The sequence below is a fragment of the Paracoccus yeei ATCC BAA-599 genome, from assembly GCF_000622145.1.
GTDB classification, from domain to species: domain Bacteria; phylum Pseudomonadota; class Alphaproteobacteria; order Rhodobacterales; family Rhodobacteraceae; genus Paracoccus; species Paracoccus yeei.
Genome location: NZ_JHWH01000010.1, coordinates 181,155 through 200,309, shown reverse-complemented (window position 1 = coordinate 200,309; position 19,155 = coordinate 181,155). Strand labels below are relative to the sequence as shown.

General features: G+C 69.1%; 19 protein-coding genes. 9 read left to right on the top strand and 10 right to left on the bottom strand.

The window, feature by feature from the left end; genetic code table 11:
* The 3 genes from BU28_RS26785 to BU28_RS0107950 form a co-directional block, all read right to left on the bottom strand.
* Positions 1-82: class I tRNA ligase family protein (locus tag BU28_RS26785; protein ID WP_155992525.1), on the bottom strand; the 82-nt coding region annotated here is incomplete at its 3' end.
* A gap of 277 nt (positions 83-359) precedes the next feature.
* The gene (locus BU28_RS0107955) at positions 360-839 is read right to left on the bottom strand and encodes an NUDIX hydrolase (RefSeq protein ID WP_028719002.1); all 480 of its coding nucleotides are present in this window, start codon (positions 837-839) and stop codon (positions 360-362) included.
* 7 nt (positions 840-846) lie between these two features.
* Entirely contained in the window at positions 847-1,500 is a 654-nt protein-coding gene (locus tag BU28_RS0107950; protein WP_028719001.1) for a GcrA family cell cycle regulator, read from the bottom strand.
* 143 nt (positions 1,501-1,643) lie between these two features.
* On the opposite strand from BU28_RS0107950, the gene BU28_RS0107945 reads away from it, so the two are divergent.
* From BU28_RS0107945 to argF, 3 genes are all read left to right on the top strand, one after another.
* Positions 1,644-2,465, top strand: a complete 822-nt coding sequence (locus BU28_RS0107945; protein WP_051578022.1) for an ABC transporter permease — start codon at positions 1,644-1,646, stop codon at positions 2,463-2,465.
* A 162-nt stretch (positions 2,466-2,627) separates the two neighbouring features.
* Entirely contained in the window at positions 2,628-3,794 is a 1,167-nt protein-coding gene (locus tag BU28_RS0107940) for an aspartate aminotransferase family protein (protein WP_028718999.1), read from the top strand.
* Positions 3,795-3,884: 90 nt separating this feature from the next.
* Positions 3,885-4,811 carry an ornithine carbamoyltransferase gene (gene argF, locus BU28_RS0107935; RefSeq protein ID WP_028718998.1) on the top strand — a complete coding sequence of 309 codons (927 nt, stop codon included), beginning with the start codon at positions 3,885-3,887 and terminating at the stop codon, positions 4,809-4,811.
* A gap of 157 nt (positions 4,812-4,968) precedes the next feature.
* On the opposite strand, the gene BU28_RS0107930 is transcribed toward argF, so the two are convergent.
* Both BU28_RS0107930 and BU28_RS0107925 read right to left on the bottom strand, forming a co-directional pair.
* Positions 4,969-6,369: an HlyD family type I secretion periplasmic adaptor subunit gene (locus BU28_RS0107930; RefSeq protein WP_081791311.1), complete on the bottom strand. Its 1,401-nt coding sequence runs from the start codon at positions 6,367-6,369 to the stop codon at positions 4,969-4,971.
* Positions 6,366-8,108 (bottom strand): type I secretion system permease/ATPase, encoded by a 1,743-nt coding sequence (locus tag BU28_RS0107925; protein WP_028718996.1) that lies wholly within the window; start codon positions 8,106-8,108, stop codon positions 6,366-6,368. Before BU28_RS0107925 ends, BU28_RS0107930 begins: the two co-directional genes overlap by 4 nt.
* A gap of 153 nt (positions 8,109-8,261) precedes the next feature.
* Here BU28_RS0107925 and BU28_RS0107920 point away from each other — a divergent pair, with 153 nt between their 5' ends.
* Positions 8,262-8,984, top strand: a complete 723-nt coding sequence (locus BU28_RS0107920; protein ID WP_051578014.1) for an MlaA family lipoprotein — start codon at positions 8,262-8,264, stop codon at positions 8,982-8,984.
* A complete protein-coding gene (locus BU28_RS0107915; RefSeq protein ID WP_028718994.1) occupies positions 8,974-9,570 on the top strand; it encodes an MlaC/ttg2D family ABC transporter substrate-binding protein in 597 nt (198 codons plus the stop codon). The genes BU28_RS0107920 and BU28_RS0107915 overlap by 11 nt, the downstream gene beginning before the upstream one ends.
* A 68-nt stretch (positions 9,571-9,638) precedes the next feature.
* On the opposite strand, the gene BU28_RS0107910 is transcribed toward BU28_RS0107915, so the two are convergent.
* Positions 9,639-11,993 carry a transglycosylase domain-containing protein gene (locus BU28_RS0107910; protein WP_028718993.1) on the bottom strand — a complete coding sequence of 785 codons (2,355 nt, stop codon included), beginning with the start codon at positions 11,991-11,993 and terminating at the stop codon, positions 9,639-9,641.
* A gap of 256 nt (positions 11,994-12,249) precedes the next feature.
* On the opposite strand from BU28_RS0107910, the gene BU28_RS0107905 reads away from it, so the two are divergent.
* Complete coding sequence (locus tag BU28_RS0107905) at positions 12,250-13,692, top strand: ammonium transporter (protein WP_088239162.1); 1,443 nt, start codon at positions 12,250-12,252, stop codon at positions 13,690-13,692.
* Positions 13,693-13,759: 67 nt separating this feature from the next.
* Here the strand turns inward: BU28_RS0107905 and BU28_RS0107900 are convergent, their stop codons facing one another.
* Positions 13,760-14,761: a polyprenyl synthetase family protein gene (locus BU28_RS0107900; protein WP_028718991.1), complete on the bottom strand. Its 1,002-nt coding sequence runs from the start codon at positions 14,759-14,761 to the stop codon at positions 13,760-13,762.
* Between the two features lie 74 nt (positions 14,762-14,835).
* On the opposite strand from BU28_RS0107900, the gene BU28_RS0107895 reads away from it, so the two are divergent.
* From BU28_RS0107895 to BU28_RS24570, 3 genes are all read left to right on the top strand, one after another.
* Positions 14,836-15,051, top strand: coding sequence for a putative signal transducing protein (locus BU28_RS0107895; protein WP_028718990.1), 216 nt, complete (start codon positions 14,836-14,838; stop codon positions 15,049-15,051).
* On the top strand, positions 15,041-15,793 hold the full coding sequence (locus BU28_RS0107890) for a tRNA1(Val) (adenine(37)-N6)-methyltransferase (protein ID WP_028718989.1): 753 nt from the start codon (positions 15,041-15,043) through the stop codon (positions 15,791-15,793). The genes BU28_RS0107895 and BU28_RS0107890 overlap by 11 nt, the downstream gene beginning before the upstream one ends.
* A gap of 69 nt (positions 15,794-15,862) precedes the next feature.
* Entirely contained in the window at positions 15,863-16,027 is a 165-nt protein-coding gene (locus tag BU28_RS24570) for a YdcH family protein (RefSeq protein WP_080620993.1), read from the top strand.
* A 91-nt stretch (positions 16,028-16,118) separates the two neighbouring features.
* On the opposite strand, the gene phbB is transcribed toward BU28_RS24570, so the two are convergent.
* The 3 genes from phbB to BU28_RS0107870 form a co-directional block, all read right to left on the bottom strand.
* A complete protein-coding gene (phbB, locus tag BU28_RS0107880) occupies positions 16,119-16,844 on the bottom strand; it encodes an acetoacetyl-CoA reductase (protein ID WP_028718988.1) in 726 nt (241 codons plus the stop codon).
* 90 nt (positions 16,845-16,934) lie between these two features.
* Positions 16,935-18,110 (bottom strand): acetyl-CoA C-acetyltransferase, encoded by a 1,176-nt coding sequence (locus tag BU28_RS0107875; RefSeq protein ID WP_028718987.1) that lies wholly within the window; start codon positions 18,108-18,110, stop codon positions 16,935-16,937.
* 171 nt (positions 18,111-18,281) lie between these two features.
* Entirely contained in the window at positions 18,282-19,109 is an 828-nt protein-coding gene (locus BU28_RS0107870) for an EAL domain-containing protein (RefSeq protein WP_028718986.1), read from the bottom strand.
* Positions 19,110-19,155 lie beyond the last annotated feature (46 nt).

Here is a 19,155-nt window from a genome sequence, read left to right as displayed (position 1 = left end):
GAAGCTGCGAGCCGACCAGGTTGCCGAGGTGCTTGATCCCGTTGATGTAGGGGATCGCCGAGGTGATGAGATGCCGGGCCATGCGTTGCGTCCTAAGGGGTCGGCGCCCTGTCTAGCCGCGATGGGGCGGCTTGGAAAGTCCTGCGGGCGTTGCAGGGCCTGGCCGCGCAACGGGGCGCGGGCAAAGGGGCCGAAAGCCCGGGAAAACATGGGGTTTCGGGGGGTGACCCGCGTGCACCGCGCGTACACGGTGCGTACACCGGGTGTCGGACGGGATGGCATCGGGGGCGGTAGAGGGGGCTCTGCCCCCACGCGCCCGCCGGGCGCGTCCCCCCGGGATATTTGGGCAAGAAAGAATATCAGGGGCGGCGGGCCAGCGCGCGGTCGAGCGTGGCGAGGACCCGGGCGCTGAGCGGCAGGCGGCCGGCGCGCAGGTCGGCCAGCGGGACCCAGGCGGCGTCGAGCGCGTCGTCGGCGGCGAGCGGGGCGCGGTCCGGGCCCAGGGGTTCGCAAAGCACCGCCGCGAGCAGGAAATGGAAGCGCAGCGCGCCATCCGCGCCGCGTTCGATCACATCGATATTGTCGATGTAGCACAGGGGGCGGGCCGTCAGGCCGGTTTCCTCATGGAGTTCGCGGGCGGCGGCGGCCAGCGCCGTCTCGCCCGGTTCGACATGGCCGCCCGGAAAGCCCCAGAGCCCGGCGTCGGGCGGGTTGCGGCGCTGGACCAGGAGGACGCGCGGCCCATGATCGGGATCGTGGTCGATGAGGACGGCCAGCGCCGCCAGCACCGGGCGGGCGGCGGCGTCCCTTGGTCTGGCGTCCTGTGGTCCGGCGGTCACGCCCGGGTCAGCGCCGGCGGTCGCGCCGCGAGCTCATCGGCTGGAAGGCCACGCCGACATGCGCCTCGCAATAGGGCTTGCCGGGGGCCGAGGGCAGGCCGCAGAACCAGAACTTGTCCGTCGCCGGGTCGCCGATCGGCCATTTGCAGGTCCGTTCGGTCAGCTCCATCAGCGTGAGCTTGCGGGCGCGCTTTTCGACCTCGCGCACCGAGGCCAGCGCCTCGGGGCTGATCTCGTTGGCCGAGGGCTGCGGCGGCAGCGGCTGGCCGGCGGGCACGATGGTGCGGCGGTTGAAGCCGGCCGGCTGGGTGGCTGCGGGCTCGGCCGGGGCGGCGGGTTGCGCCTCATCCTCGGGTTCGGCCTCGGGTTCGGGGTCGGGCTGAGGCGCGGGGGCCGCCGCAGCGGCGGGCTGGGGCGCGGCCTTGGGTTCGGGGCGGGGCTGGGCCGATGCCGCCGTCGGGGCGGGGGCCACGGGGGCAGCGGGCGCCGCCTCGGCCGGGGCGGCCTCGTCCTCGGCCCGGTTCGACAGGCCCAGGCGGTGGACCTTGCCGATCACCGCGTTGCGGGTCACGCCGCCCAGTTCCTTGGCGATCTGGCTGGCGGATTGACCTTCGGCCCACATGCGTTTCAGCGTCTCGACGCGCTCGTCGGTCCAGGACATGGCTTGCCTTTCCTGCACCGCGACGGTCGCCGGTGCACATCTGTTCGTGTCTTCAATTCCGCGGGACCCCGCCTTAGAACCGGGGTCCGGGAATGGGGATAGCCAGATTTACCCGCACGAACCCGCAAATTCAAGGAGCGCCGATGCAACCCGACCCGACGATTCCAGGATTTCGCCAGATGGGCGTGCGCCGGTTCGGCCGCGTGAACTGGCTGGGGCTTCATACCCTGGCGCGGCGCGAGATCATGCGCTTCATGAACGTCTGGCAGCAGACCATCTTTGCGCCGCTGATGACCTCGGCGCTGTTCGTGGTGGTCTTTGCCCTGGCGTTGGGCCAGAACCGGGGCGAGGTCATGGGCCTGCCCTATCTGGCCTTCCTGGGGCCGGGCATCCTGATGATGACGGTGATCCAGAACGCCTTCGCCAACACCTCGTCGAGCATCATCTCGGCCAAGATGCAGGGGAATATCGTCGACACGCTGATGCCGCCCCTGTCGGCGGGCGAGATCCTGGCCGGCTATCTGGCGGGGGCGCTGGTGCGCGCGCTGATCGTGGCGGGGGCCATCGGCCTGGGCATGGCGCTGGTCATCGGCCAGGGGATCGCGCATCCGGCCTGGGCGCTGGCCTTCGTCGTGCTGGGGGCGCTTCTGATGGGGGGGCTGGGCCTGCTGGGCGGGATCGTCGCGCAGAAGTTCGACCACATGGCCGCGATCACCAATTTCATCGTGACGCCGCTGTCCTTCCTGTCGGGCACCTTCTATTCGGTGCAGGCCCTGCCCGAGCCGTTCCGCACGCTGGCGCACTGGAACCCGATCTTCTATCTGATCGACGGGGCGCGCTACGGCTTTGCGGGCGTGTCGGACGCGCCGGCGCTGCGCGGGCTTCTGGTCTGCGGGCTTGCCGTGGCGCTGGTCCTGGCGCTGGCCTGGCGCTGGCTGGACCGCGGCTATCGCATGAAGGCCTGAAACCTTGCGCCGGGGGCGGTTTCGCGCTATCTGGCGGCCATGATCGTTCGGACCGCCCAGATTGCCCGTCCCCGACGTTGACCCGTTCGACGTCCGATCCTGCCTGCCCTTCTTCCTGTCAACCTGCGCCGCCTTGCCGCGGCATTCCGCGAGGACAATCCCATGATTTCGCACGTCCTGCCGACCTACAACCGCGCGCCCATCGCCTTTGAGCGCGGCGAGGGTGCCTGGGCCATCGCCACGGACGGCACGCGATACCTGGACCTGGGCGCGGGCATCGCGGTCAATGCGCTGGGCCATGCGAACCCCGCCCTGGTCGCCGCGCTGACCGAACAGGCGGGGCGGATCTGGCATGTCTCGAACCTGTACCAGATCCCCGAGCAGGAGCGGCTGGCCGACCTGCTGGTCGCCCATACCTTCGCCGACACCGTCTTCGTCACCAATTCCGGCACCGAGGCCGCGGAGCTGGCGATCAAGATGGCGCGCAAGTACTGGTCCGAGAAGGGTGAGGACCGCAGCGAGATCCTGACCTTCGAGGGGGCGTTCCACGGCCGTTCGACCGGGGCCATCGCCGCCTCGGGCGGGGAGAAGATGGTCAAGGGGTTCGGGCCGCTGATGCCGGGCTTTGTCCACCTGCCCTGGGGCGACATGGATGCGCTGGAGGCGGCGATCGGCCCGCGCACCGCCGCCGTCATGCTGGAGCCGGTGCAGGGCGAGGGCGGCATCCGGCCGCTGCCCGACGCCGACCTGCGGCGGGTGCGCGCGTTGTGCGACCGGACCGGGGCGCTGCTGATCCTGGACGAGGTGCAGTCCGGCATGGGCCGGACGGGCAAGCTGTTCGCGCATGAATGGGCGGGTGTCACCCCCGACATCATGATGGTGGCCAAGGGCATCGGCGGCGGCTTTCCGCTGGGCGCGGTGCTGGCGACCGAGGCCGCGGCCGCGGGCATGGCGGCGGGCACGCATGGCTCGACCTATGGCGGCAACCCGCTGGCCTGCGCGGTGGGCGCGCGCGTGATGGAGATCGTCGCCGACCCGGCCTTCCTGTCCGAGGTGAACCGCAAGGCGGGGCTGCTGCGCCAGAAGCTGGAGGCGCTGGTCGCAGCCCATCCCGAGGTCTTCGAGTCAGTGCGCGGCCAGGGGCTGATGCTGGGGCTGAAGTGCAAGGTGGCGCCGGCCGACCTGGTCAAGGCGGGCTATGCCGAGCACATCCTGACGGTGCCGGCGGGCGACGGCGTGCTGCGCCTGCTGCCGCCCCTGACCATCACCGACGCGGAGATCGCCGAGGCCGTCCAGCGGCTGGACCGGGCCGCCGGCCGGCTGGAATAGCGGCTTTCCGGGGCGGAAAGGCCGGCGCGGGGCCTTGACCTTGCGCCGGCGACGCGGCTTGCTGGCCGCAAGCATCGAAAGACAGTGACAATGAACAGTTTCCTTGACATCCATCTGACCGACAAGGCCGCCTTGCGGGGCATGATCGACAGCGCCCGCCGGATGAAGGACGCCCGCGCGGGCCAGCCCCGGGGCGCGCTGGACGCGGACCTGGCGCTGAAGAACCGGATGGTGGCGCTGATCTTCGAGAAGCCCTCGACGCGGACGCGGGTCAGCTTCGACCTGGGGGTGCGGCAGATGGGCGGCTCGACCATGGTGCTGTCGGGCAAGGAGATGCAGCTGGGCCATGGCGAGACCATCGCCGACACCGCCCGGGTGCTGTCGCGCTATGTCGACCTGATCATGATCCGCACCTTCGAGGAGGCGACGCTGCTGGAGATGGCGGAATACGCCAGCGTGCCGGTCATCAACGGGCTGACGAACCGCACCCATCCCTGCCAGATCATGGCCGACGTGATGACCTTCGAGGAGCATCGCGGCCCGATCGCGGGCCGCAAGGTGGTGTGGTCGGGGGACGGCAACAACGTCTGCGCCTCGATGATCCATGCGGCGGGGCAGTTCGGCTATGACTTCACCTTCACCGGACCTTCGACCCTGGACCCCGAGCCCGAGGCCGTGGCCTTTGCCCGGGCGCAGGGCGTGACCGTCGCCATCGAGCGCGATCCGATGAAGGCGGTCGAGGGGGCGGACCTGGTGGTCACCGACACCTGGGTGTCGATGCACGACCCGCAGTCGGCGCGCGAGCGGCGCCACAACCAGCTGCGCGGCTATCAGGTCAACGAGGCGCTGATGGCGCGGGCCAAGCCCGATGCGCTGTTCATGCACTGCCTGCCCGCGCATCGCGACGACGAGGTGACGAGCGCGGTAATGGATGGGCCGAATTCGGTCATCTTCGACGAGGCCGAGAACCGGCTGCACGCGCAGAAGGCCGTCATGCGCTGGTGCCTGGGGGTCTGAGGGCGGCCGTCGGGCCGGGACCGCTTGCGCTGGTGCCTGCCCGTGTGGCAGGCGGCCGAGGGTGGCGGGGGCTCTGCCCCCACGCGCCCGGCGGGCGCGTTCCCCCGGGATATTTCGACAAGAAAGAAGCCTGGGGCGGATCGAACGTCGCCCGCCGTCAGTTTTCCCGGAAGGCGCGGGTGAAGTAGTCGCTGAGCGGCTTCATCAGATAGGCCAGCGGGCTGCGTTCGCCGGTCTGGACATAGACCTCGACCGGCATGCCGGGCACCAGGTCGAGGCCCTTGAGCTTGGCGATCTGTTCGGGCGGGATCGTCACCTCGGCCCGGTAATAGGGCACATGGGTCGCCTGGTCGACGAGCGTGTCGGCCGAGACGCGGCTGAGCACGCCGTCGATTTCCGGCGTCGTGCGCGACGAGAAGGACGAGAACCGCAGCACCACCTGCTGGCCCGGATGCACCTCGTCGATGTTGATCGTGGCGATGCGGGCGGCCACCACCAGCGGGCGGTCCTGCGGGATGATGTAAAGGATCGGGTCCGCCGCCCGGATCACCGAACGCGGCGTCGTGACCTGGGATTCCTGCACCACGCCCGCGACCGGGGCGCGGATTTCCAGCCGGGCCACCTGTTCGGTCAGCGCGCGGCGGCGTTCGGCCAGTTCCAGTTCGCGGTAGCCGAGGTCACGCAGCTCGGTTTCGGCCTGTTCGCGATAGGCGGCTGATTTTTCCAGCCGCGACAGGTCGATCTCGGCAAGCTGCGTTTCCGCCTGGGCACGGCTGGCGGTGGTTTCGCCCAGGAGCCCGTCGAGGCGCGCCGCCTCGCGTTCCAGGGCCAGGACGCGGGGCGCCTGGGCCAGGCCCTTGTCGAGCAGCGTGCGCTGGTCGCGCAGTTCCTGGGCGATGAAGTCGCGCTGCTTTTGCAGGGCGTCGTTCTGGGCGTCGATGCCCTTGATCTGCGAGCCGATCTGTTCGGCCTGCTTGGCGAGCTGGCCGAGCGACTGGTTCAGCGTGTCCATGCGGGCGCGGAACAGGTCCTGCTGGCCCGCCATCAGCGCCCGATAGTCGGGATGGGTGCGGGAGGCGGCGACCAGCTCCTCGGGGAAGACGATTTCGGTGCGGTCGGAGCGCTCGGCCTCGAGCCGGCCGCGGCGGGCGAGGATCTCGAAATACTGGCCCTCGACGATGGCGAGTTCGGTGCCCAGAAGCGCCCCGTCCAGCCGGATCAGCGGCTGTCCGGCGGCGACGGTCTCGCCCTCGTGCACGAGGATTTCGGCGACCACGCCGCCGTCGGGATGCTGGACGATCTGGCGGCGCTGTTCGACCTCGACCTGGCCCGAGGCGACCACGGCGCCGCTGATGCGGGCGGCGACGGACCAGAGGCCGAAGCCGCCGACCAGCAGGGCCAGCGACAGGAGCCCCAGCAGGATGGCGCCCCGGGCCGACCATTCCGGCCGCGCCGGCGGCGGGGCGGCGGGGGGCGCCGGCTGCGGCGCCGGACGGGCCGCGGCCGGGTCGTGGGGCAGCTTTTCGACGGCGGCGCGCGCGAGTTTGAGGTCGGTCATGTCACCCCTCCGCCCTGGCCCTTGGACCGCGCGATCTGTTCGGCGTTGCGCACCACGGACTGCAGCACCTCGTCGCGCGGGCCGAAGGCGCGGCGCACGCCCTGTTCCATCACCAGAAGCAGTTCGCATTCGCTGATCGCGGCGGGGCGGTGGGCCATGATGATGACCGCGCCGCCGCGCGCCTTGATGGTGCGGATCGCCAGGTTCAGCGCCGCCGAGCCTTCGTTGTCGAGGTTTGAGTTCGGCTCGTCCAGGACAAAGATCGCGGGGTCGGCGTAAAGCGCGCGCGCCAGGCCGATGCGCTGGATCTGCCCGCCCGAAAGCCGGCCGCCGCTGTGGCTGACGGGCGTGTCATAGCCCAGCGGCAGATCCAGGATCATGCGATGCGCGGCGGCGGCGGTGGCGGCGGCGACGATCCGCTGCGGATCCGGGTCGGGCGAGAGGCGGGCGATGTTTTCGGCGATGGTGCCGTCGAACAGCGTCACCTGCTGGGGCAGGTAGCCGACCAGGCCGCCCAGCACGTCGGGATCGTATTGGTCGAGCGTCGCCCCGTCGAGCCGGATCGAGCCGCCGGCCACCGGCCAGGCCCCGATCAGCGCGCGGGCGAGCGTGGTCTTGCCCGCGCCCGAGGGGCCGATGACACCCAGCGCAAGGCCGGGGCCCAGGTCGAAGCTGACGCCGCGCAGGGTGGGCGCGGTCTGGCCCGGCGGCACCACGGTCAGGTTGCGCACCTCGAGCTGGGCGCGGGGCCGGGGCAGGGGGGTGCGGGCGGGGCTGGGCGGGCGGCGCGACAGCAGGTCGCCCAGCCGCTTCCAGCCGTCCTGGGCGCGCTGGACGATGGACCAGCCGCCCACAACCTGTTCGATCGGCGCGAGCGCGCGGCCCATCAGGATGGAGGAGGCGATCATCGCGCCCGGCGTCACCTCCTGGCGCAGCACCAGCCAGGCGCCGGCGGCCAGAAGCGCGCTTTGCAGGAACAGGCGGAAGGTGCGGGAAAAGACGGTGAAGCCGGTGGCGCGGTCCTGGCCCTGCATCGCGGCCTCGGTCGCGGTGCCGCGGGCGGCCTGCCAGCGCCGGAAGGCCGCCTGCCGCATCCCGAGCGAGCCGATGAGTTCGCCTTCCTCGCGGTAAAGGTCGGACATGCGTTCGGCCGATTGCGCGGCGATGCTGGCCTTTTGCAGCGATTCGCGGCCCATCCACTGGTTCAGCAGCGTGGCCACGACCAGGACCAGAAGGCCCGCTGTCGCGACCGCGCCCAAAAACCAGTGGAACAGGAAGACCGCCGCAAGGAAGAAGGGCGCCCAGGGCAGGTCGAACAGCGCCATCAGCACGGGCGAGCCGATCAGGCGCTGCACGGCCTCGAGATCGCGCATGCCGCCCTTGACCACCGCCTCGGACCCGGTGACGCCGCCGTCCTGCAGCGCGGCGGTGAACACCCGCCCCTCCATCCGTTCCTGGAAGCGGGCGGCGACGCGGGCCATGACGCGGTTGCGCGCCAGGTCCAGCAGGCCCATCAGCAGAAACAGGAACACCACCAGCAGGAACAGCGCCGTCAGCGTTTCCACCGAGCGCGAGGCCAGGACGCGGTCGTAGACCTGCATCATGAACAGCGGGCCCGTCAGCATCAGCAGGTTCACGGCAAACGAGAACACGCCGACAAAGGCGTAGAGATGCCAGGCGTTGCCGCGCGCCTGAAGCAGTTCGTTTCGGCCGTCGTGTCGCATCGGCGCCAGGGCCATGCCGCTTCCTTCCCAGATCGTCCCGCCGGGCTTGCCCGGAGTCGTTGCAGCGCATATCCCAAAGCTACGGCCCGGAACAGGAACTATTCCCGCCCCCCGGCCTGAATCCGCCAGTTGCCCGACCGGGCATAGCAACGAAAGGTTATCACAAGATTGACGCGCTGGATCATTCTTGCCCTGACCGCGGGCCTTACCGCCTGCGCGGCCCCGCCCGAGTCGGGGGGCATCCATGACCCGCTGGAGCCCGCGAACCGGCGCGTGCACGCCTTCAACCGGGGGCTCGATGCGCATGTCGTCAGGCCGCTGACCTCGGGCATGGGCGGCAGCGGCGGGTCCGGGGCGGGCGGCGCGGTGCTTGCGGGGATCGGGAACTTCGGTTCGAACCTGGGGCAGCCCGGCAAGGCGGTGAACCACCTGCTGCAGGGCCGGCCCGAGCCCGCGATCCGCACCGGGCTGCGGTTCCTGGTCAACACCTCGCTGGGTCTTGGCGGGTTCCTGGACCCGGCCACGGCCGATTTCGCCCTGCCCGAACTGGACACCGATTTCGGCCAGACGCTTGCCGTCTGGGGGGTGGGCGAGGGGGCCTATCTGGAATTGCCGGTGCTGGGCCCCTCGACCCTGCGCGACACGGCGGGGCGGCTGGTCGATCTGGTCATCGACCCGATGCATGCGGTGCTGAACCGCGACGAATACCTGATCGGGCTGGGGATGCGCGCCATCTCAAAAGCCGGTGATCGGGCGCGGTTCGGCGACTCCGTCGATAGCGTCCTGCACGAAAGCGCCGATAGTTATGCCCAGACGCGGCTGATCTGGACCCAGCATCGCCGCCACGAGCTGGGTGAGCAAGGAGACGAGATTGACCCTTATGCCGAATGAGACCCGCCGCGGGTTCCTGGGGCTGATGGCCGCGGGCTGCGCCCTGGCCGCCACCCCCGCGCTTGCGCTGAACACCGAGAGCGCGCGCGCGCTGGTCCAGCAATCGCTGGACGAGGTCTATGCCGTCATCAACGCGGGCCAGCCGCCGGCGCAGATGTACCGGGCGTTCGAGGCGATCTTCGCGCGCTACGCCGACGTGGACATCATCGCGCGGTCCGCCCTGGGCCCGGCGGCGCGGCAGGCCGGCGCGGCCGAGTTCGCGGCCTATCGGCAGGCGTTCCAGGGCTATATCGGGCGCAAATACGGCAAGCGGTTCCGCGAGTTCATCGGATCGAAGATCGAGGTGACCGACGCGCGGCCGGTGAAAAGCTTCTTCGCCGTGACCTCGATCGCCTATCTCAAGGGGCGCAGCCCGATGGAGGTCGAGTGGCACGTCTCGGACAAGTCCGGGAAAAGCCGCTATTTCAACATCATCATCGAAGGGGTGAACATGCTGGCGTCCGAGCGGGCCGAGATCGGGGCGATGCTGGCCCGGCGCAAGGGCGACATGGCGGCGCTGACCGCGGACCTGCAACAGGCCGGCTGAAGCCCGGCGCGAGACGACGGAAAAAGGGCCGGCCTTGCGGGGCCGGCCCTTGGCATGTCGCGCGGGCGTCACTGCTGATAGACGCCCTCGATGCCGCGCAGGGCCTGGGTCAGCGGGTCGTCGGGCGAGACCTCGGTATCCATGCCGTCGGCCGAGGAGGTCTCGGCCGGGAAGGTGGGGGGCGTGGTGCCCGGCACGCCCGGATCGGGCAGGGTCCGGCCGGGCTGGGCGCCGTCGCTGGCAAGCGTGCTGCCCTCGGTCCGGGGCGCCGTGCCCTGCGGCTGGGGCTGGCCCAGCGCCTCGGACAGCGCCGCCGCCAGCGGGTCGGTCGATCCGTCCGGGGTCTGCGAGCTGACCACGCTGGGCACCGCGCCCGAGGCGTCGAAGACGAAGTTGCCCAGCGGCTCGACCGGCAGGCCGTCGTGGATCTCGGCCATCACGGCCTGCCAGATCTCGGCCGGAAGGCCGCCGCCGGTCACGCCCTTCAGCGGCTTGTTGTCGTCGTTGCCCAGCCACACCCCGGTCACATACTGGCCGGTGAAGCCGATGAACCAGGCGTCGCGATAGCTGTTGGTGGTGCCGGTCTTGCCCGCCGCCGGGCGGTTGCCCAGTTTCGCGCGCCCGCCAGTGCCGTGCTGGATCACCTGCTCCATCATGCCGATCAGCTCTCCGGCGGCCTTCTGCGAGATGACGCGCTGGCCCATGCCGCCCGACTGGCCGATCAGCGGCTGGTCGTCGCCCTTGATGCGCAGCTCGACCAGGCCGTAGGGGCGCACGGCGGTGCCGCCGTTGCGGATGCCGGCATAGGCGGCGGTCATGTTCAGCAGGGTCGATTCCGACACCCCCAGCCCCAGCGAAGGGCCGCTGGCCATGTCCTCGTTGGCGGAAAAGCCGAAGTCGGCGGCGACGCGACGCACGGCTTCGCGCCCGGCGATTTCCTGCAGCCGGATCGTCGCGGTGTTCAGCGAATTGGCCAGCGCGCGGGTCAGCGTCACCTCGCCCATGTAGCGGCGTGAATAGTTCTGCGGCGACCAGGGACCCGAGCCGCGCACGTTGATCGTCAGCGGCGCGTCCAGGATGCGGTCGTTCGGCCCGTAGCCCTGGTCCAGCGCCGCCGCATAGACGAAGGGCTTGAAGCTGGAGCCGACCTGCCGCTTGGCCTGGGTCGCGCGGTTGAAGGTGCCGGTCGCGGTGTTGTCGCGCCCGCCGATCATCGCCCGCACCGCACCGTCGGGCGACATCACGACCACGGCCGCCTGCGCGGTCGAGCCCTTGGCGACCTTTTCGTCGAAGACGCGCTTCAGCGCCCGTTCGGCCGCGCGCTGGATGCGCTGGTCGAAGGTGGTCTTGATGGTCACGTCCTCGGTCGTCTCGCTGGTCAGGAAGCCTGGCCCCGATTCCATCACCCAGTCGGCGAAATAGCCGCCCGCGCGGGCGGCCGCGGCCTTCGACAGCACGGCCGGATGGGCCTTGGCCTGCGCATATTGCGCGTCGTCCAGATAGCCCTGGTCGTGCATCAGCCCTAGGATCACGGTCGCGCGGTCCTGCGCCCGTTCCAGGTTCGAGGTCGGCGCGAAATAGCTGGGCGCTTTCAGCAGGCCCGCCAGCATCGCCGCCTCGGGCGCCGTCACCTCGGCGGCCGACTTGTCGAAATAGCGCTGCGAGGCCGCCTCGAACCCGCGCGCGCCGGCGCCCAGGTAGGAGCGGTTCATGTAGATGTTCAGGATGTCCTGCTTGGAATACTTGAACTCCATCGCCAGGGCATAGGGCACTTCCTTGACCTTGCGCCAGATCGAGGACTTGCGGCACTCGGCCTCGTACTCGGCCTCGGATTTCCAGCGGATCGGGTCGAAGGTCTCGCCCAGGCACAGAAGCTTCGCGACCTGCTGGGTGATGGTCGAGCCGCCATTGCCCTCCAGCGGGCCGCGCCCGGCGGCCAGGTTGATCTTGACGGCGCTGCCGATGCCCTGCGGGTCGACGCCGATGTGGCGGTAGAATCGCTTGTCCTCGGTCGCGACGACGGCGTTCTTGAGCACCGGGGCGATCTTGTCGGCGCTGACCATGCCGAATGTTTCGCCACGCCAGGCAAAGACCTGGTCGTCGCCGTCCAGCATGGTGACCGAACCCCGGGCACGGCCGTCGAACAGTGCCGAAGCCTCGGGCAGGGTGGTGTAGTAATAGAAGCTGGCCGCCGCGAGGATCGCGACCATGGTCAGCCCCAGGCGCCAGAACGAGCCCCAGACCACCCGCCAGACCAGGCTGACGATCCCGGCGATTCCCCGGCTGAGCACATTGCCGCGCCGGGGCGGCCGCGCGGCCCGCCTGCGGGTCGGTTTGGCCGGCTGTTTCTGCGTGTTTTTCTGGGGTTGGTCGAAATTGCGCTTGTCGGCGACGATCCGGCCCCGGCCGGTGGGTTTCTTCATGCCTGTAATCCTGCCCAGCCGGGTGCTCCGGCCTGATTGGCGCGCAGGATACAGGAAAGCCCCGGGATTGAGAACCGCGATGACCGATCAGTGAACTGCCGCCGCAGGCCGCATTCCGCCGACGTCGTGATGAAAAAGCGGGCTGTCTGCAAGCGGGGCGGGGGAAAACCTGCACAAAGCTTGTGCTTGCGCGAAAACGCCGGATTTTCTGGCAGCGACACGGAACTGCTGCAAGCAGAGAGAAGGTGCAGGAACCATGAAAAGATTACCCGCGATCCCACCCATGATCCCGGCGCTGGCCCTGACGCTGGTCGGGTTGGCCGCGCCGGCCTGGGCGCAGGAGGCACCCGCCCCGGCGGCGGCAGCCGTGGCCGAAACCGTGGCGCCGATCGTCGACAAGGGCGACACGACCTGGATGATGGTCTCGGCCATCCTGGTGATGATGATGACCATCCCGGGGCTCGCGCTGTTCTATGGCGGTCTGGTGCGGGCCAAGAACATGCTGTCGGTGCTGATGCAGGTCTTTACCGTGTTCTGCATCATGTCGCTGCTGTGGGTCTGCTTCGGCTATTCGCTGGCCTTCACCGGGGCGGGCTCGGCCGAGGACGCGACCTGGCTGACGCCCTTCATCGGCGGGCTGTCCAAAGCCTTCCTTGCGGGCGTGAACACCGGCACCCTGGCCGAAACCTTCACGCAGAACGTCTTTGTCCCGGAATATGTCTTCGTCATCTTCCAGATGGCCTTCGCCTGCATCGCGCCGGCGCTGATCGTGGGCGCCACCGTCGAGCGGATGAAGTTCTCGGCCATCCTGCTGTTCGTGGTGATCTGGTTCTTCTTCAGCTACCTGCCGATGGCCCACATGGTCTGGTGGTGGGGCGGCCCCAGCGCCTATGACGCGCCCGCGGGCTATCTGTTCGGCCATGGCGACCTGGACTTTGCCGGCGGCACCGTCATCCACATCAACGCGGGCGTCGCGGGCCTGGTCGCAGCCCTGGTCGTGGGTCCGCGCCTGGGCTTTGGCAAGGAGCTGATGGCGCCGCACAACCTGCCCTTCACGCTGCTCGGCGGCTGCCTGCTGTGGATCGGCTGGTTCGGCTTCAACGCGGGCTCGAACATGGAGGCCACCGGCACCGCCGCCATGGCGATCCTGAACACCACTGTCGCCACCTCGGCCGCCGCGCTGGCCTGGGCCTTCGGCGAATGGCTGTTCCGCGGCCACCCCTCGCTTCTGGGCGGCGTCTCGGGGGCCATCGCGGGTCTGGTCGGGATCACGCCCGCGGCGGGCTTCGTCGGACCGATGGGTGCGATCGTGATCGGCCTGGCAGCGGGCTTCCTGTGCATGTGGTTCGTGATCTCGCTGAAGGGCCGGCTGGGCATCGACGAAAGCCTGGACGTGTTCGGCATCCACGGCATCGGCGGCATCGTCGGCGCCATCCTGACGGGCGTCTTCGCCGCGCCCTCGCTGGGCGGGTCGGGGGTCTTCGACTATGCGACCGGCGCGGTGGCCGAGGGCTACAGCATCGCGGGCCAGGTAGCGACGCAGGCGCTGGGCGTCGTCGTCGCGGTGGTCTGGTCGGGGGTCGTGTCCTTTGTCGCGCTGATGATCGTCAAGGCGGTGATCGGGCTGCGCGTGGCCGCGAACGACGAACGCCAGGGGCTGGACGTGACCGTGCACGGCGAAAACGCCTACAACAGCTGAGATCCGCGTCCAGACAGGAAAAAGCCCGGCGCAAGGCCGGGCTTTTTGCGTTTCCGCGCGCGCCCTGTCAGGACAGGCGCGAGACGACGTAATCCGCCAGGTCCGACAGGATGGCGCGCAGCCCGTGGTCGGGCGCGGCCGCAAGCGCCGCCTTGGCGCGCCCGGCCCAGGCGATGGCATCGGCCCGCGCCGCGTCCAGCGCGCCCTGCCTGCGCAGGATGTCCAGCGCGCGCTCCAGGTCGCCCTCGTCCTGCTGGCCCTTGCCGATGGTGCGGTCCCAGAAGGCGCGCTCGTCCGCATCGGCGGCGGCGATGGCCTTGATGACCGGCAGCGTCAGCTTGCGTTCGCGGAAATCGTCGCCGACGTTCTTGCCGATGGCCTGGGTCGCGCCGCCGTAATCCAGCAGGTCGTCCACGATCTGAAACGCGATGCCCAGCGCGTCGCCATAGTCGAACAGCGCCCGCTGCACGGCATGCGGGGCGCCGGCCACGACCGCACCCGCCTCGGTCGCGGCGGAAAACAGCGCCGCCGTCTTGCCGCGCACGATCTGGATATAGGTGTCCTCGGTGGTCGAGACGTCCTGCGCGGCGGTCAGCTGCAGCACCTCGCCCTCGGCGATGGTGGCGCTGGCATTGGCAAGGATGCGCATGACCTGCATGCTGTCGGTGTCCGCCATCAGCTGGAAGCTGCGCGCGAACAGATAGTCGCCGACCAGCACGCTGGACTTGTTGTCCCACAGAAGGTTCGCCGTCGGCCGGCCGCGCCGCTGGCGGCTTTCGTCCACCACATCGTCGTGCAGCAGCGTCGCGGTGTGGATGAATTCGACCGCCGCAGCCAGCGCCAGGTGGCTTTCGCCGGCATAGCCGCACAGCCGCGCCGCCGCCAGCACCAGCATCGGGCGCAGCCGCTTGCCGCCGGCCTCGACCAGATGGGCCGTCACCTCGGGGATGCGCGGGGCGTGGCGGCTGGCCATCCGCTCGCGGATCAACGCGTTGACCGCATCCATATCCCCGGCAAGCTCGCTGGAAAGCCGGTCGAGCGGCTTGGAAACATTTTCGTTCATGCCCATCTGCCAATCCCTTTCGCTGGCAAGCCATTGCCACGCCATGGACACAGGCGCAACCGCCGCTTAACGTCCGCGCCATGAAGGAAGTCCTGCGCACCACCGATGCCCTGCTGATCACCCGCGCCGCCGACCTGCTGGAGGCCGAGGGCATTGCGGCCTTTCCGCTGGACCAGCACATGAGCGTGCTGGAGGGATCGCTGGGCATCCTGCCGCGCCGGCTGATGGTCGCGGACCGCGATCATTTCATGGCCAGCGCCATCCTGCGCGACAACCGGATCGGCGATGGCGGCTGAGCCGCGAATCGACGGCTTCCTGGGCGGGCGGCTGCGGATCGCGCAGCCGGCAGGCGGCTATCGCGCGGGCGCCGATGCGGTCATGCTGGCGGCGGCCTGCCCGGCCGAAGCGGGGCAGTCGGTGCTGGAACTGGGCTGCGGGGCGGGGGTCGCGCTGTTGTGCCTGGGCGCGCGCGTGCCGGGGCTGGACCTGACCGGGCTGGAACTGCAGGAGCCTTACGCGGCGCTGGCGCGCGACAATGCGGCGGCGAACGGCATCGCGGCCAGCGTCCTGACGGGGGATCTGGCGCGGATGCCCGGGCCCCTGCGCGGGCAGGGCTTCGACCATGTGATCGCGAACCCGCCCTATTTCGACGCGGGCACCCCGGCGCCCGACGCCGGCCGCGGCGCCGCCCGCCACGAGGACACCTCCCTGTCGCAATGGATCGAGGCCGGGCTGCGCCGCCTGAAGCCCTTCGGCTGGCTGACGCTGATTCACCGGGCGGAACGGCTGGGGGCGATTCTGTCGGCCCTGGGCGCGGGGGCGGGCCAGATCACGATCCTGCCAGTCAGTGCCCGGCAAGGGCGTCCGGCGGGCCGGGTGATCGTCCTGGCCCGCAAGGGCGCGCGCGCCCCCATGCGCTTGCTTTACCCCTTCATCATGCATGAAAAACCGTCACATTTGTCGGATGGCGAGGACCTGACTCCGGCTGCCTGCGCCGTCCTGCGCGAGGGTGCGCCGCTCAACCTGCGGGAGGGGTGATTTTCGGTGACATTGCGACGATTCTGTGTTGCTATCGTAACCGTTCGATCAATCCACGAGGAGGACGATATGTCGGTTGAATCCCATGTTCAGGAGCTTCGCCGTAAACATCAGTCACTGTCGAACCAGATCGAGGCGGCGCATCGCAGCCCCGGCATGGACGAACTTTCGATCTCGCAGATGAAAAAGGAAAAGCTGCGCCTCAAGGAAGAGATTACGCGCCTGTCTCACTGAACCAGGGCTACTCCATCGACACGAAATCATCATTCTCAATGAGAAACGGCCCGCGGATCTCCGCGGGCCGTTGCCTTTGGGGCGCCGGGCGTCAGACGAAGAACTGCCCGCCGTTCGCGCTGATGGTCGAGCCGGTGATGAAGCCCGCGTCGTCCGCGGCCAGGAACGCGACGCAGCGGGCGATTTCCTCGGGCTCGCCCAGGCGGCCGACGGGGATCTGCGGGATGATGCGTTCGTTCAGCACCTTTTCGTCGATGGCGCGCACCATCTCCGTGCCGATATAGCCCGGGCAGATCGCGTTCACGGTGATGCCCGCGCGCGCGCCTTCCTGGGCAAGCGCCTTGGTAAAGCCCAGGTCGCCCGCCTTGGCGGCGGAATAGTTTGCCTGGCCGGCCTGGCCCTTTTGCCCGTTGATCGAGCTGATGTTGATGACCCGGCCGAACTTGCGGTCACGCATCCCGCCCCAGACCGCATGGGTCATGTTGAACAGGCCGGTCAGGTTGGTGTCGATGACCTCTTTCCACTGCTGGGGGGTCATCTTGTGGAACATGGCGTCCCGCGTGATGCCGGCGTTGTTGACCAGCACGGCGATGGGGCCCAGTTCTTCCTCGACCTGGCGGCAGCCGGCGGCGCAGGCGTCGTAATCGGCGACCGACCATTTGTAGGTCTTGATGCCCGTCTCCTCGGTGAAGGCGCGGGCCGCATCGTCATTGCCGGCATAGTTCGCCGCCACCTGAAAGCCCGCCGCCTGCAGCGCCTTCGAAATGGCCGCGCCGATGCCGCGCGACCCTCCCGTCACCAGAGCCACTTTCGTCATGTCCTTCCCCCCTTCTCAAGAGTCATCGTAAAATAGAATTTCATAATAAATGTCTTGCACGCAACATAGTTGCGCGCAAGACCTGATTGATCAGGGACGTTCGACGCAGAGCGCGACACCCATGCCGCCGCCGATGCACAGGGTGGCCAGGCCCTTCCTGGCGTCGCGGCGCTTCATCTCGAACAGCAGGGTGTTCAGGACGCGCGCGCCCGAGGCGCCGATCGGGTGGCCGATGGCGATGGCGCCGCCGTTCACGTTCACGATCGAGGGGTCCCAGCCCATGTCCTTGTTGACCGCGCAGGCCTGGGCGGCAAAGGCCTCGTTCGCCTCGACCAGGTCGAGGTCGGCGACGGTCCAGCCGGCCTTTTCCAGCGCCTTGCGGCTGGCGGGGATCGGGCCGGTGCCCATGATGGCCGGATCGACGCCGGCCGTCGCATAGGAGACGATGCGCGCCAGCGGCGTCAGGCCGCGGCGGCTCGCCTCGTCCTCGGACATGACCAGCACGGCCGCCGCGCCGTCGTTCAGGCCCGAGGCGTTGCCCGCCGTGACCGAGCCATCCTTGCTGAAGGCGGGGCGCAGCTTCTCCATCGCGTCCAGCGTCGCGCCGTGGCGGATGTATTCGTCGGCATCCACCACCGTCTCGCCCTTGCGGGTCTTGATCGTCACCGGGACGATTTCGTCGGCGAATCGGCCGGCCTTCTGCGCGGCCTCGGCCTTGTTCTGCGAGGCGACGGCGAATTCGTCCTGCTGGGCGCGCGAGATCTCCCACTTGCCGGCGACGTTTTCGGCCGTGGTGCCCATGTGATAGTCGTGGAAGGCGTCCCACAGCCCGTCCCGGATCATGGTGTCGAGCATCTTCATGTCGCCCATCTTCTGGCCCGAGCGGATATAGGCGGCATGCGGGGCCAGCGACATGGATTCCTGCCCGCCCGCGATCACCACCTTGGCGTCGCCCAGGATCACCTGCTGGGCCGCCAGCGCCACCGCCCGCAGGCCCGAGCCGCAGACCTGGTTCAGCCCCCAGGCGGCCGATTCCTGCGGCAGTCCGGCCTTGATATGGGCCTGACGGGCGGGGTTCTGGCCCTGGCCGGCGGTCAGCACCTGGCCGAGGATGGTTTCCGACACCTCGGATGCATCGACCCCGGCGCGCTCCAGCACGGCCTTGATGACGATGGCGCCGAGATCATGGGCGGGCGTGTTCGCGAATGATCCAAGAAAGCTGCCCACCGGAGTGCGGGCGGCGGATACGATCACGGCTTTGGTCATGTCAGGCTCCTTCCCTGAGTGCCGAAATGTCGGCGTCCAGGACAGGTTGCCGTTTCGCGCCGTGGCGTCAAGCGCACTTGGGCAGGCTTGATGGATGATAACGCTGACAGTCCGCCGGGTCTTGCCCATGTCCCCGGCCCGGAGCGCTCCGCACCGCCTTGGGCCCGCGGCCTAGAACCGTTTCGCCGCCGTGCCCGGAGAGCGCCAGGGCGGCACGATGGTCGGCGCGCCGAAGTAATAGCCCTGCAGGCAGTCGATTCCCATGTCGATCAGATAGGCCGCATCCTCGGCCGTTTCGACCATTTCGGCGACGGTGAACATGTCGAACTGATGCGCGATGGATTGCAGCGCGCGGGCCAGCACCTGATTGTCGCGCTGGGCGGAAATGTCGCGCACGAACTGGCCGTCGATCTTGATCATGTCGAAGCAGAAGTCGCGCAGGTAGCGGAACGAGGTATAGCCCGCGCCGAAATCGTCCAGCGCGAAGCTGACGCCGCTGGCCTGCAATTCGCTCATGAACCTGCCGACCATCTCGGGCAGGCCCATGGCCGAGCTTTCGGTGATTTCCAGGATCAGCCGTTCGCCGATGCTGCTGTCGCCGTTCATGCCCTGGCGCAGCGTGCGGATCCAGGCGGGGTAGCCGATCGAGCGCGCCGACATATTGATCGACAGCCGGATCGAGGGCTCCTCGGCCAGGGTCTTCAGGCCCAGCGACAGCGAGAGACAGTCGATCTGGCGGCCGAGTTCGGTGGTTTCGGCCAGCGGCATGAAGTCGCGCAGCGGCACGATGCGGCCGGTTTCGTCGATGATGCGGATCAGCCCTTCGTGAAAGGCGACATGCTGGGGACGGCCGGACTGCACGACGGGCTGATAGGCCAGCACCGCGTCGCCCCGGGCGACGGCGCGGCGCACGGTGGCCATCGTCAGGCGGGACTGCTGGTCCACGGCAAAGTCCAGCGGAGAGCCGAGTTCGTCAGAGGGATCAATCGGGTCGGTCATGCCATGGCTCCTGTCTTCAGCAGCAGTCTGGCGATTATCCGCTAAC

Excerpts from the sequence above, each read along its gene's own strand:
- BU28_RS0107950 (WP_028719001.1), bottom strand. The coding sequence starts at position 1,500 with ATGTCCTGGACCGACGAGCGCGTCGAGACGCTGAAACGCATGTGGGCC.
- BU28_RS0107900 (WP_028718991.1), bottom strand. The coding sequence starts at position 14,761 with ATGGGCATGAACGAAAATGTTTCCAAGCCGCTCGACCGGCTTTCCAGC.
- BU28_RS0107870 (WP_028718986.1), bottom strand. The coding sequence starts at position 19,109 with ATGACCGACCCGATTGATCCCTCTGACGAACTCGGCTCTCCGCTGGAC.
- BU28_RS0107905 (WP_088239162.1), top strand. The coding sequence starts at position 12,250 with ATGAAAAGATTACCCGCGATCCCACCCATGATCCCGGCGCTGGCCCTG.
- argF (WP_028718998.1), top strand. The coding sequence starts at position 3,885 with ATGAACAGTTTCCTTGACATCCATCTGACCGACAAGGCCGCCTTGCGG.
- BU28_RS0107875 (WP_028718987.1), bottom strand. The coding sequence starts at position 18,110 with ATGACCAAAGCCGTGATCGTATCCGCCGCCCGCACTCCGGTGGGCAGC.
- phbB (WP_028718988.1), bottom strand. The coding sequence starts at position 16,844 with ATGACGAAAGTGGCTCTGGTGACGGGAGGGTCGCGCGGCATCGGCGCG.
- BU28_RS24570 (WP_080620993.1), top strand. The coding sequence starts at position 15,863 with ATGTCGGTTGAATCCCATGTTCAGGAGCTTCGCCGTAAACATCAGTCA.
- BU28_RS0107910 (WP_028718993.1), bottom strand. The coding sequence starts at position 11,993 with ATGAAGAAACCCACCGGCCGGGGCCGGATCGTCGCCGACAAGCGCAAT.
- BU28_RS0107915 (WP_028718994.1), top strand. The coding sequence starts at position 8,974 with ATGCCGAATGAGACCCGCCGCGGGTTCCTGGGGCTGATGGCCGCGGGC.
- BU28_RS0107930 (WP_081791311.1), bottom strand. The coding sequence starts at position 6,369 with ATGACCGACCTCAAACTCGCGCGCGCCGCCGTCGAAAAGCTGCCCCAC.
- BU28_RS0107940 (WP_028718999.1), top strand. The coding sequence starts at position 2,628 with ATGATTTCGCACGTCCTGCCGACCTACAACCGCGCGCCCATCGCCTTT.
- BU28_RS0107925 (WP_028718996.1), bottom strand. The coding sequence starts at position 8,108 with ATGGCCCTGGCGCCGATGCGACACGACGGCCGAAACGAACTGCTTCAG.
- BU28_RS0107945 (WP_051578022.1), top strand. The coding sequence starts at position 1,644 with ATGCAACCCGACCCGACGATTCCAGGATTTCGCCAGATGGGCGTGCGC.
- BU28_RS0107895 (WP_028718990.1), top strand. The coding sequence starts at position 14,836 with ATGAAGGAAGTCCTGCGCACCACCGATGCCCTGCTGATCACCCGCGCC.
- BU28_RS0107890 (WP_028718989.1), top strand. The coding sequence starts at position 15,041 with ATGGCGGCTGAGCCGCGAATCGACGGCTTCCTGGGCGGGCGGCTGCGG.